Source organism: Lysinibacillus sp. FJAT-14745 (genome assembly GCF_001275675.1).
GTDB lineage: Bacteria > Bacillota > Bacilli > Bacillales_A > Planococcaceae > Lysinibacillus.
The window spans coordinates 108,834-121,752 of record NZ_LITM01000015.1; the positions used below are offsets into that span (position 1 = coordinate 108,834).

The following is a 12,919-nucleotide window of genomic DNA, read 5'->3' on the forward strand; positions in this document are numbered from 1 at the left end:
CATGAAATTGTTTTTAAAATTATTGAGGGACATCAAACAATCTATGGGGCAATTTATAGCCATAGTGATTGTGATCGCAGTAGGTGCTTTTTTCTATGCAGGGCTAGTAACCTACAGTGATAATCTTAGTGCTTATACGAAGGATTACTTTCAAGAACATCATTTAAGCGATTTAAATGTGTATTACAATCAACTTTCTAAAAATGATGTGACACGTTTAAGTAAAATTGAGGGGATCAATAAAATTGAAGGACGTTATACCTTTGATGGTACACAGGCTTTTGAAGATTACAAAACCTCATTAAAAATTCATTCAATCCCTGAAACCAATGAAATAAATACGCCTACTATCATTGAAGGGAATATCCCATTAAACAAGGGTGAGATTTTATTAGATTCTCACTATGCAAAAGAACATCATTATCGTGTTGGCGATCAATTCACAATCAAGGCGAATGACAGAAGTTTTGATTTTACAATTAGTGGTTTGGGTGAGAATGTGGAATATGCAAAAAAGAACGATATTCAAGACCATAAAACTTATGGGGTAGCTTATATTGCCGAAGAGACATTACCTGAAATTTTAAATGGCCTTTATTATAATGAAGTCATCATTGATGCTAAAAAAGGGTACGATATTGAACAATTAGGCAAATCAATTGAGCTACAATCCAAACAGCTTAGTTATTTAGATCAAGTAAGCAAGGAACGGACTTTGAACTATTCTAAAATCAATCAAACGATTTATAATAATAATTTAATGAGTAAGGTTATACCTTTCGTACTCTTTTTGATTGAAGCGATTATCCTATTTTTGGCCATGTCGAGGACGATCGATTCTCAAAGAAATCAAGTTGGTATTATGAAGGCGTTAGGTGTAAAAAACAGCAACATTATGTCTCACTATATGGGATATCCTGTACTGGCAGGTATACTAGGTTCGATCATAGGCTGTGTTCTGGCCGCTTTTGTTTTTATCCCTTTAGTAACAACGTCGTGTGCTAGGGCCTACTCTCTGCCTGACATTAAATTCTCACTCTCTCTATTTTCAATCATTCCTCCGATTATTTTCTCAAGTGCTTTTGGAGTTCTAGCATGTTACGTAAGTGGTAGAGCTATATTAAAAGAACGTGCAGCTCAGGCTATGCGTCCTAAACCGCCAAAGAAGATGAAAAAACTATTGATAGAAAGGGTTCCAGGTCTCTGGAGTTCTATTTCCTACAGTTACAAACTCATATTGAGAAATATATTTTTAAATAAACAAAAGGCTTTAGCGAGTTCGATAGGTGTTGTTGCTAGCACTGTTTTACTGATTACTGCCTTTGGTACTCAAGCATCCTTGCTAAAAGTAGCAGACCAAATTGAAGATGTTTATACCTATGATCTAAGAGTAGATTATACGATGGGCACAAACTCTAATACGGTAAAACTACCTCCTGAAATTAACAATAGTTATTTGTTATCCACTTTTCCTATTGAATTCATAAAAGATAATGAAAAAGAAAGTGGTACTCTAGTTGTGACTGAAAAAGAAAACAATCTCATTCATTTCTTTGACGAAAATGACAATAGGATATCTTTAGAAAATAACGGCTTACTTGTACCCAAATCTTACGCTGACAAATATCATATTTCAAAAGGGGATAGTATCAACATAAAGTTCACAGCGCCAGAGCTTAAAAACATTTCTGTAGATATGAAGGTTTTAAATATATCTACACAGTATTCGAATCCATCGTTTTATAGTACACCGGAGTACTTAAAGAGCTTTAACATAGACTACAATCCTACCTCGCTTTTAGTTCAAGCAAATAGCTCTACAGATCTTATGAGCGTGCGTCACTTTTTTGAACAAGATCGTCATGTAGACACGATTGCAGATAAGAACGATTTAAAAAAATCAGCTCAATATATTGTGAAACAAAACAGTTTTGTATTTATCATGTTTATCACTAGTGCCATCATACTGTCCTTTTGCGCCATCTATACGATATCTTCCATCAACATATATGAAAGGAATCGTGAGCTGGCAACACTGAAAGTATTAGGCTATCAAAAAAATAAAATAAACAGACTAATATTTTTGGAAAACCTCATCCTAACGACATTTGCGGTCATTGTGGCTTTACCGATTAGTGGCTATGTCTATAAAATTATAGTAAAGGCTCTATCAAGTACCCATCAACAAATCCCCGATTCATTCAATATTTTAATCCTATTCGTTGCTGTCATTCTCGAGTTTTTACTGACGATTGTTTCTAACTTACTTCTTAGAAGACAAGTTACGAAAATAAATATGATTGAATCGTTAAAAAGTGTGGAATAGATTTAAAGGGAAAAACGGAAGAACGATGTTAGAAGATGCCGGGCGTGGATACAGAACCGATAATACGCTTGTTATCTCATTTAATGGTGGCGGTATACCTGTATACCATGAAGACACTGGTCAATTACAGGGTATTGAAGCGGTAATTGACAAAGACCGTTCAGGATTAACAAAACAAAGAGGCATGGACATCACGCTGGACAAAATCTAAAAAGCGCAAGAAATCAATTTTAGAAACGTTGATTTCTTGCGCTTATGTGATATTTACTATTCTTTAATTTTATCTACTTTATCCACGTGTTTTATACCAATTCGGCGAATACGATTTACAGCGCTTAACAATGCTAGTATGAAAATAGGTAACATAACAAAGCTAAGTAAGAAAAGACCGAGAATAACAGTCATTGCTACTTCAATAAGTGTAATGATCCCTGAAGGAATCAATGCCGCAAATGTACCGCCAAGAATGATAGCTGCAGATATAATAACGCCACCGATATGACGTGCAGCATCCACAAACGCTTGCGTAGAATTACTATCCAACTCCCTATAACGCATCATTAAGAAGATACTATAGTCTACATCTAGCGCTACAATCATAATGAAACTAAAGAACGGTACATTCCATCCAAGCTCACTTACATGCAATTGTTTAGTACTTAAAAATTCACTCATTCCAAGTGCTGTAAAGTAGGTTAATACTAGAGATGCTATAATTAAAAACGGTTTCAACAACGATTCTAACATTGATTTCTCGCGCTTTTTAAGGTTTTAACCAGTTGTGTCCCAGCCCTTTTTTCATTGTACACTCGGCATACGTAGGAACTATAGGGTGGAAGGTTCAGAAGCGAGAAGATAGAAGTAATGTTTAGCCTATAGCAATGGGTCGGTGGTGAGCGGAATCAGAAGGAAGCTGAAGACAAAGCACAGGCCTGAGGAACACAAATCTCATAGAAGGCTAAGGATGATTGGGTGAATATCCACTGTACTTTTTTTAATTTTTCAAGAAAAATGCTAATTTCACGAGTGGAGAACACATGTTCTATCTTAGGTAAATTCGAGCTAAAGTGGGAAGTCAGTCAGTAAGTTTTATACATGAACATAAAGAGATAGAGCAATTACAAATAAAAAAAGGCAGTTTTCTAAAGGATTGTTGCTATTCAACTAAGTGCAGGTTTGTTGAAGAAGAATCTTCTGTTCCTGAGTTCTTTATAATAAGTAAAAGCAAAAATCACTATTGATTCTACCGTTACGTTAGAAACTATAATGAATGTATTAAAAGAAAAGGAGGATTATAAATGTATCCGATTGGTCAATTTTCAAGAAAAACAGGTGTATCGATCCGTACTCTTCGCTATTATGATGAAATGAATTTGTTAAAGCCATCTTACATTTCGGAAACGGGACGTAGATTTTATGAAAATGAAGATATAATTACACTGCAAAAAATTACAGGATTAAAAACGTTAGGATTTCCGTTAAAAGATATTCAACAGCTAATGGGGCAATCACAATGGGACATAACAGGGTCGCTAGAGTATCAAAAGAGAAAAATGATTAATAAATTGGTTGATATTGAAAAGAATATTGAACTACTTGAATACACAATTTCATTAGCCCAATCAAATCAAGTTATCGAACCAGAGATATTTATTGCATTAATTCAAAATAATTTACATATGGAATCGCAGCAGAGATGGTTAAAGGGTTATTTACCAAATGAAATTGTAGATGAGATTTATGCTGTATCAAATGACCACAACGTCCGTTATGATGCACACTTAATAAACATTATTAATCAACTAAAAATAGCTTATAAGAACCAATTTAAGGATACCGAAGTACATACTATTCTCAAAGAGCTTTTTTCTCAAGTACCACATGAACTATTTAATCGGTTACTAACAGAAACAAAACTATTGGATATACAGTTGGATAGCATGTTATTTATGTCACCATTTAGTAAACAAGAAGAAAAATGGTTAATTGAAAAAATAGAGAATATGCTAAAGGATTATAAAACAATATGAACATAATATTATGGGGATTAATTGGGTTTACTCTTTTATATGAACCAATTATAGGTTATTGGTTATATCAAAGATTTAAAATACGTGTTATGACTAATCCAGCAAGCAGGATACACTATTATAAGATTGTTATGCTAGGTTTGTGGTTACCAACACTAATTATTTTAATAGTAGTGGCAAATTCTGAACTTACATTAGAAGAACTACGTGTAATAATGCCGAGTATTAACACAAAAGCATTAGGACCAATTGTTACATATATTTTCATAGGGGTAGCTCTACTATATAGTATATTGCTTTTATATTACGCGATTGGATATTTTATAAGTGATAATGTTAAAAATAAGATGATAGTAATGAAGCAAAAACAAATGAAGCAAATAGCGTTTATTGAATTACTACCTGTTACAAAGAAAGACAAAGTCATTTGGAATCAAGTGGCATGGACAGCGGGAGTCACAGAAGAAATTATTTATCGTGGATTCCTTATATTTGCATTTAACACACTATTTCCAGAATGGTCAATTTGGTTCGTTCTATTGTGTACTTCAATAATTTTTGGTCTTGCGCATACATATCAGTGTTTATCTGGTGTCATTCGGACAACCATTTTTGGCTTTGTGTTCGGGATGCTTGCAGTCGCATTGAACTCCATTATACCTCTAATACTTCTTCATGTTTTAATTGATTATGTTGGGAAATTAGGCAATGAGAATGAAAAAGATTAATATTACATATTATTTTTTTCTGAAACAGCCATATCCATTGATGCTCTAGTAGATGGTGAGTGAATCGTTATTAACAAATGTACCTTGGTTGACAAGGTTGTTGTTTTCAAATCATTCGGGGTTGGGGAACACTTCCTTACTGGTGAATTAGAAATTGGAGAGGCATATAATGTAGGTTTTGACCTAGTTGATGCTGATTTATTTTCTGCAAGTACTGGGAGACCTCACCAAACAAGTATATTTATCGATAAGGAGCTATTATATTTTGAATGTGTTTTGGAAAATTAAGTGTTATTCATAAATACTTATTCAACTTCATCGACAAAGTTATGATAGAAAATTTAAACGACTAAGCATATTAAAAACCAATTTAGAATGAGGATCTATCAAACATAAAAACAGAGTTGAATCTACACATATTGTAGATTAACTCTGTTTTTATGTTATATCATCAATATTTTTATAGAAAACAGCCTAAAAGAAACATGGCTATCAGGTGTTGAATGGAAAAATTCAGGGAGTATATTTGTTATAATTATTGAAATGGAGGCCCATGCTCACTTTTTTATGAGATGGAAAAGGGGATTAAAAATATTTTATTTTGACCTCGAAGCATAGTTCAACCGTTTTACTGTAACCGATGCAGTATAGATATTAAACGCCTCCGTTCAATGAAGACATTCTATCCAACTTGTTAAAAACTATTGATAAAGCGATACATGGCTATTTCAAATCATAACATGTTATGAAACAACAAGATGAACACTAAAAATGTTTAAAGGAGAGAAAATAAAAAATGAGTGTAGAAATTTATAACGGAAAACGTTCTGAAGAAAGTGTTCAATTTGAAAAATGGCTTACTTCCGAAAGTAATAAAAAGAGTTTTTCTAGTATTGAAAACACTAAACAGTTTGTAGAGCTAATGGGAACTGAAAATAGAAAACCTTATGTTATTGGGGATGATGTTCAATTTTTAAGTGATGTTAAGGAGGAGGCATTCGAAGGCATACAAGTTTTCACATTAAATGACCAAGAGGCCCTGAATCAAAAAGTTATTCTTTATATACATGGTGGTGCTTGGACGAATCAACCTTTAAATTTCCACTGGTGGTTTTTGGATAAAATGGCGCAATCTTTGAACGCGAAAATCATTGCTCCTATTTATCCTAAAGTACCTCATTTTAACTATAAAGATACGTATCCAAAAATTCTAAACCTCTAAAAAGAAATGCTGGCAACTGTTGAAAATTCGAATCAATTAACGATTATGGGAGATTCGGCAGGCGGCAATATAGCACTTGGCCTGGCTCATTTTTTAAAAATGAACAATTTGGCTCAACCGAAAGATATTATTTTATTATCAGCATGTGTAGATATGAGTTTTGAAAATCCTCTTATAGCTGAATATGAAGAAAAAGATCGATGTTAGCTAGTGAAGGAATGGAAGTCATTACAAAGATTTGGGCAGATGATAAAGATTTGAAAGACTCGTTGATTAGTCCAATATATGGTGACTTCAAAGGACTTGGGAAGATTACTCATTTTATTGGAACGCACGAATGTTTATATCCAGATGCAATAAAACTGGATGAAAAACTAACAGAACAAGAAATTGAAATTAATACCTTTGTTTATCCTAAAATGAATCATGTGTTTGTTGTTATGCCAATTCCTGAAGCTCAAGATGCTCAACAGAAAATTATTCAAATAATTAGTTCGTTGAAGGAAATGGAGATTTAACTGTACATGAAGCGGCCACCAGGAGGGAAGCAAGAGGCAGAGATTCTAAAAAAATGACAGCAATTTATAAAGTAAAAAGGAGTGTTTCAAAGTTCAAATTTAGACTTTGAGACACTCCTTTTTTGCCATATTATCCTATAGTATAGAGTAGGAATGAAAATCAATTCGCCTTTGATTTTTTGTCATTAAGCACGCTTTGTGTCCTTTGATTGATTAAATTTAAGACTGTAATATACTTTTGAAAATCTTCAGCTGTAAATTGCTCGAGGTTCTTCAAATGACTCCGATATTCCTCCTGATCTAGATTTTTATGATATTCATAAACTATTTTGCCTTTTGATGTTAATTCAATATTCAATTCTCGATAATTGTCTACATTTCTATATTTAATGACTAAACCCTTTTTAATTAGTTTATCAATCATTTGAGAAACAGCACTTTTTGTGCAATTTTTAATTTCTGCAATTTCAGAAGTAGTCGTTTTTACTTGATCGCCAATTATGTTGAGTGTATGAACTTCTATCATATACAATTCATCTTCTGTGCCATATTTTCTTGGAATATTTTCGTATGAACTAATTAGTCTAGATGTTTCGTAAATCGTTTCCATTAGTTCATAAAATATCTTCTCTTTATCCACAATACATCCCCCTCCATAATTGGTAGCAAATTTACTTATATATTATTTCAGATGTGTTGATTAACCATTTTTATACATCCAAAGAGGCTGATTTCCGCTACGGGCTACTCGCTTTCCTGCGGGAGTCGAGTAGCCCTACGCTACAATCAGTTAAAATGGAAATATATTGGCAAATCGGCAACAGAAAATCCTTTTATCGCTCAATAATAAACTTATTTTTTCCTAATCAACACGCCTGATATTATTTTAACATATAGGAAATCTATATTTAACTTGCGTTTTGAATCGATTTAATTTTTTAAAAATTCTGAATTATAATTGACGATTTTACAGTTAAGGTGTTAAACTGAGAAAAAATTTAGGCTAAACGCGTCGAAAATTGCGATTAAGTAGAAGCTTGAACAAAAAGAGAGGGGGAGAAGCATTGAAATATAATTTTGATGAAGTGGTTAATCGCAGAAATACGTATTCCTTAAAGTGGGATGGCGAAGATTTAATTAAAACAATGGGTTATACAGAAAGGTATGACGATGAGACCATTCCACTATTTACAGCAGATATGGATTTACCTGTACCGCAACCATTAATAGATGCATTTCATAAAACAGTTGATCATCGTATTTTTGGATATTCTATTTTTCCTGATGAGTACTTTGAATCAATTCAGCATTGGTTTAAAAAGAGACATGATTGGACAATCAAAAGAGAAGATATTGTATATAGCCCTGGAACAGTACATGCCTTGAATTTAGCTGTAAAAGCTTTAACTAATCCTGGTGAAGGTATCATTATTCAACGTCCTGTTTATCCGCCGTTCACAGCCGCGATAGAAGCAAATGGAAGAGTGGTTCGAAATAATGCGTTGAAATGTGACATTGGTGGGTATTACACAATTGATTTTGAGGATTTTGAAGCCAAAGCAAAAGAAGAAAATACAACAATGTTCATTCTCTGCAATCCACACAATCCGACCGGAAGAGTCTTTACATACGAAGAATTGAAAACGCTTTCGGATATATGTGAGAAAAATAATGTAATTATTATAGCTGATGAAATTCATGCGGATCTCATTAGAAAAAACCAAAAATTTATACCAATCGCAAAAGTTGCAAACAGCTCGGATCATATTATCACGTGCACAGCCATCAACAAAACATTTAATGTTGCAGGTCTACACTGTTCGAATATTATTATTTCAAACCCTGAAATGAGAAAAATCTTTAGCGACACAATGGGGATGCAGTTACCATCACCGTTTACAATTGCAGCTCTTATAGCTGTCTATAACGAAGGAGAAGAATGGTTAGAGCAAATAACAGAATATATGGACGACACAATAGAGTATGTGAAAAATTTCTTAGCTAAAAAAATGCCAACAGTCAAAGTTAGAATCCCTGAAGGAACATACGTGATGTGGATGGACTTTAGTGGATATGGTCTTTCAGCTCAAGAGGTTCATGATCGTATCTATAACAAAGCTAATGTCTTACTAGAAGATGGTCACTTGTTTGGAATTGAAGGTGAAGACTTCCAAAGAATCTGTATCCCTTCACCAAGATCACTTATAAAAGAAGCACTTAAAAGAATCGCTTTAGAATTTCAAGATATCGAATCTAAAAACCAATTAGAAGAGGTGTATAGAAAATGAAAACAATCGAATTTGAGTTGGATGCATTAAAAGCTGCAAAAGAAATAGAAGATTATGTAATTGATATAAGAAGAGATCTTCATAGACATCCTGAAATCGGATTACAAGAAGTACGGACAATGAAAGTGGTTACAGACGAGTTAACTAAATTGGGCATTCATTACGAAATTGTCCCTAATGGCGGAATTATTGGTTATATTCAAGGGAAACAACCGGGAAAAACTTTAATTCTTAGAGCAGATTTAGATGCACTGCCGATGAAGGAAGAGGAAAATAATTTAAAAAAGAAAAAAGTAGTATGTTCTGAGACTGACCAAGCTGCTCATACTTGTGGACATGATGGACATACAGCGATGCTTTTAGGTGCAGCGAAAATTTTGACTCAACACAAAGATAAAATGAAAGGAAGAGTGCTTCTTGCTTTTGAACAAGGCGAAGAAATGGGCGGAGGCATTTATAATCTCTGTAAACGATTACACGAAATCGGAGGAGACGGAATTTGGGGTATCCATTTAAAATCTGATCTTCCGACTGGGAAAATATCTGTTGATCCAGGCCCAAGAATGGCAGCTTCTTTTGTTTTTGATGTCTTAATAAAAGGAAAAAGTGGACATGGTTCAAGGCCAGATTTGTCAGTTGCTCCATTAGATTGTTTTACCGATTTTTATAACAATTTAAGAGCGATGAGGTTAAATACTCTAGATCCTTTTAAAACAATTACCTATTCAATTGGAACGATTAATTCAGGTTCCGCAGCAAACATAATTCCTGAAATTTTACAGTTCTCAGGAACAGCCAGATATTTAGATTCTAACCAAGGTGCCCATGCTGCAAAAGAATTTAAGAGAATCCTAGAAAAAATCTGTGACCTGCATAATTGCACCTATGAATTTATGACAGAGCCTAAAGAATCGAACTTAATTGTCTACAATCAAAAAGAGTGTGCACAAATTGCGATCGATGCAGTGAAATATGCAATTGGTACAGATGCATTATATTCAATTCCTGCTTGGATGGCATCAGAATCATTTGCGTTTTATGAAAAATACTTCCCAGGTGTGTTTGCATTCGTTGGGATCCAAAACCTCGAAGAAGGGATTGGGGCCGAACACCATAATGTGTACTTTGACTTAGATGAAGATGCTTTAAAACTAGGAGTGGCGGCTACTGTACAATACACAATTGATTTTCTAGATTATGAAAACCAGATTAATTTTACTCCTGATAAAAGAGATATAAATAGTCTATTTATTGATAACGGGTTTCAGCATTTAATTAATAAATAAAACATCCATGAGCTTTTCGCTCCCAACCACGGCATGAAAATAAATTATTTACACAGAAAAAGGAGATAGAAAAATGACAAAGAAAAGGCTCTGCTATTTACTCACGTTCATTGCCTATTTTGGAATGCCTTTAGGAATTCCTTTTATTAAAAGTGCCGAACCATATGTCTTAGGTCTTCCATTTTTATTATTTTGGATGGTTTTATGGATCTTTTTAGGGACAGGTTTAATGATTATCGTTCATCGTATAAATCCTAGTGCAAAAGAGGAGACAGAATAATATGATCATTTCAGTTGGAATCATTGCAATTTTCTTAGGTATTGCTTTACTTTTAGGCATCATGGCAAGTAGAGGTAAAGATATGAGCCTAGAACAATGGAGTGTTGGAGGCCGTGGATTTGGATCTATCTTCATCTTCTTATTAATGGCTGGGGAAATTTATACAACGAATGCATTTTTAGGGGTAAGTGGTTGGATGTACGGAAAGGGTGGAGCAGCATTTTTCAATATCGCGATGCTAAACTATGTCATTGCTTACTGGTTGACACCTAAAATATGGGCTTATGGAAAGAAACATAGTCTATTATCACAATCTGATTTTTTTGAAAAGGCATATAATAGTAAAATTCTCGGCACACTTGTAGCCATTGTAGGGTTAGCAGCTTTAATTCCTTATTTAGTCATTCAATTAAAAGGTCTTGGCATTATTGTTTCTGAAGCTTCCTATGGAGCGATTGATCCGAAAATAACAATTTGGATTGGCACAATTGCAATGATTGCGTATGTTATGGTTTCAGGAATTCATGGCTCGGCTTGGACAGCTGTTATTAAAGATTTTCTTATTCTTGGTGTTGTGTTATTCCTTGGTATTTATTTACCTTTTCATTATTATGGCGGTATTCAACCAATGTGGGAAGCAATTGAAGCTGTTAAACCAGGGTTTTTAAGGCTTCCAGACTCAGGTTTTAGTGCCTCATGGTATATTTCAACGATCATGTTAACATCATTAGGGTTTTATATGTGGCCACATACATTTGTTGCTACTTTTTCAGCGAAAAGTGGAAATGCCCTAAGAAAAAATGCGATTATGCTTCCTATCTATGCGTTATTTTTATTATTTATCTTATTTGTTGGAGCAGCAGCAATTTTACAAGTTCCAGAGTTAGAAGCAGGCGCTGTGGATTTAGCTTTATTTAAAATCTCCACGCAAACATTTAATCCAGTTATCGTTGGCTTTATTGGAGCAGCAGGGTTATTAACTGCAATTGTTCCTGGTTCATTGATTTTGATGTCTGCAGCTACATTACTTGCGAAAAATGTTGTAAAACCTATTCGTCCTCAAACTACCGAGCAACAAATTGCTATCATTGCTCGCTATTCAGTTCCAGTGATTGCACTTGTAGCACTTTACTTTACTTTTAGCGGTGGTGGAGCAATTACATTATTATTTCTAATGGGATATGGTCTAGTTACTCAATTTGTACCAGCAGTTGTAAGTAACTTTATGAAGAAAAATCCATTAACTGTACAAGGTGTGTCTGTTGGGATTATTGTGGGAGTTTCGATTGTAGGTTGGCAAGCAGCAACAGGAGCTCATTTAAGTAAACTGTTCCCAAGCTGGCCATCCTATATACAAGATATCAACATTGGTTTCCTTGCATTGACTGTAAATATTTTAGTAAGTTTGATAGTTAGTGCATTTACAAGGAAAGTAAATGTTGAAAATGATGGAATTACAAATGAGAAAACAGTAGAAAACATTTCATAGTATCGTTTATATTTTCTGAAAATTTTTATTATACAAAAAGCGCCAACGGCAATTGGACCATGTTCTTAAAGATTTTAGGTAGGAGATTTATTATTTTATCTGGTCAAATTCCTTTTGATCCGTGATCAATGAAGTCGTTAAGATTGACATTGTGCAAACTAATCCAGTTATGAAGAACAACGGCTATTTAAGAAACCTTGCAGCTTTTTCAATTAAAAATATCGTAAAAACGACGATTTTTCTAATAAAGTTGAATATGAAGTATTTTGTTGTTTAACAATTTAAATGTAAATTTACTTGAGAAGAATCCATTTTAATCAAGCATGTAAAAATGGATTCTTTTTTATTTAATTATAAGGGTGACATGATTAACAATTTTATTTAAGTAATAAAAGAAGACATCGAAGCAAAGTTTAGATTTTGTTGTCTTTTTACAGCTGTTTCGTCTCAATGTTATTAGTATACTTTTCATTGATACGTAACTTCCTATAATTTATATTATGTAAACTAAAATTATTTGGCGTGGAGGAGGGCTTGGATACGTCATCTACCCATAATATCTGTACTGTACATTTACAAGAACTTCAGGTCTTTTGGGATAAGAACTTCGTAAGCCCGAAATATAAAAAATAAGCGCACTTTCTTAGTCGCACGACGAATAGCCATCTATCCTAATTTTTTTTCGGATAGATGGCTATTTTGCACATGTGGCTTGGATTTTTTTCGACCAAGGCATGTAGTTCTTTAAAATC

Annotated in this window: 9 protein-coding genes and 2 pseudogenes; 9 read left to right on the top strand and 2 right to left on the bottom strand. The window is 33.8% G+C overall.

The window, feature by feature from the left end:
- The first annotated feature begins 1 nt into the window (after position 1).
- Both AMS59_RS20470 and AMS59_RS26460 read left to right on the top strand, forming a co-directional pair.
- Entirely contained in the window at positions 2-2,326 is a 2,325-nt protein-coding gene (locus AMS59_RS20470) for an ABC transporter permease (protein ID WP_053485567.1), read from the top strand.
- A gap of 10 nt (positions 2,327-2,336) precedes the next feature.
- Positions 2,337-2,495 (top strand): annotated as a pseudogene (locus AMS59_RS26460) (carbamate kinase); the annotation flags it as partial.
- Positions 2,496-2,593: 98 nt separating this feature from the next.
- Here AMS59_RS26460 and AMS59_RS20480 read toward each other — a convergent pair.
- Positions 2,594-3,073, bottom strand: coding sequence for an MMPL family transporter (locus tag AMS59_RS20480; RefSeq protein WP_053485569.1), 480 nt, complete (start codon positions 3,071-3,073; stop codon positions 2,594-2,596).
- Between the two features lie 551 nt (positions 3,074-3,624).
- On the opposite strand from AMS59_RS20480, the gene AMS59_RS20485 reads away from it, so the two are divergent.
- From AMS59_RS20485 to AMS59_RS27070, 3 genes and pseudogenes are all read left to right on the top strand, one after another.
- Positions 3,625-4,356 (top strand): MerR family transcriptional regulator, encoded by a 732-nt coding sequence (locus AMS59_RS20485; RefSeq protein ID WP_053485570.1) that lies wholly within the window; start codon positions 3,625-3,627, stop codon positions 4,354-4,356.
- Entirely contained in the window at positions 4,353-5,084 is a 732-nt protein-coding gene (locus tag AMS59_RS20490; RefSeq protein WP_053485571.1) for a CPBP family intramembrane glutamic endopeptidase, read from the top strand. The genes AMS59_RS20485 and AMS59_RS20490 overlap by 4 nt, the downstream gene beginning before the upstream one ends.
- Positions 5,085-5,880: 796 nt before the next feature.
- Positions 5,881-6,824, top strand: a pseudogene (locus AMS59_RS27070) (alpha/beta hydrolase fold domain-containing protein).
- Between the two features lie 160 nt (positions 6,825-6,984).
- Here the strand turns inward: AMS59_RS27070 and AMS59_RS20505 are convergent.
- Positions 6,985-7,464 (bottom strand): MarR family winged helix-turn-helix transcriptional regulator, encoded by a 480-nt coding sequence (locus AMS59_RS20505; protein ID WP_053485573.1) that lies wholly within the window; start codon positions 7,462-7,464, stop codon positions 6,985-6,987.
- Positions 7,465-7,888: 424 nt separating this feature from the next.
- On the opposite strand from AMS59_RS20505, the gene AMS59_RS20510 reads away from it, so the two are divergent.
- From AMS59_RS20510 to AMS59_RS20525, 4 genes are all read left to right on the top strand, one after another.
- Positions 7,889-9,112, top strand: a complete 1,224-nt coding sequence (locus AMS59_RS20510) for a MalY/PatB family protein (protein ID WP_053485574.1) — start codon at positions 7,889-7,891, stop codon at positions 9,110-9,112.
- A complete protein-coding gene (locus AMS59_RS20515) occupies positions 9,109-10,398 on the top strand; it encodes an amidohydrolase (RefSeq protein ID WP_053485575.1) in 1,290 nt (429 codons plus the stop codon). Before AMS59_RS20510 ends, AMS59_RS20515 begins: the two co-directional genes overlap by 4 nt.
- A gap of 73 nt (positions 10,399-10,471) precedes the next feature.
- Entirely contained in the window at positions 10,472-10,678 is a 207-nt protein-coding gene (locus AMS59_RS20520; RefSeq protein WP_053485576.1) for a DUF3311 domain-containing protein, read from the top strand.
- A gap of 1 nt (position 10,679) precedes the next feature.
- Entirely contained in the window at positions 10,680-12,167 is a 1,488-nt protein-coding gene (locus tag AMS59_RS20525; protein ID WP_053485577.1) for a sodium:solute symporter, read from the top strand.
- Positions 12,168-12,919 lie beyond the last annotated feature (752 nt).

Excerpts from the sequence above, each read along its gene's own strand:
- AMS59_RS20470 (WP_053485567.1), top strand. The coding sequence starts at position 2 with ATGAAATTGTTTTTAAAATTATTGAGGGACATCAAACAATCTATGGGG.
- AMS59_RS20480 (WP_053485569.1), bottom strand. The coding sequence starts at position 3,073 with ATGTTAGAATCGTTGTTGAAACCGTTTTTAATTATAGCATCTCTAGTA.
- AMS59_RS20485 (WP_053485570.1), top strand. The coding sequence starts at position 3,625 with ATGTATCCGATTGGTCAATTTTCAAGAAAAACAGGTGTATCGATCCGT.
- AMS59_RS20490 (WP_053485571.1), top strand. The coding sequence starts at position 4,353 with ATGAACATAATATTATGGGGATTAATTGGGTTTACTCTTTTATATGAA.
- AMS59_RS20515 (WP_053485575.1), top strand. The coding sequence starts at position 9,109 with ATGAAAACAATCGAATTTGAGTTGGATGCATTAAAAGCTGCAAAAGAA.
- AMS59_RS20520 (WP_053485576.1), top strand. The coding sequence starts at position 10,472 with ATGACAAAGAAAAGGCTCTGCTATTTACTCACGTTCATTGCCTATTTT.
- AMS59_RS20525 (WP_053485577.1), top strand. The coding sequence starts at position 10,680 with ATGATCATTTCAGTTGGAATCATTGCAATTTTCTTAGGTATTGCTTTA.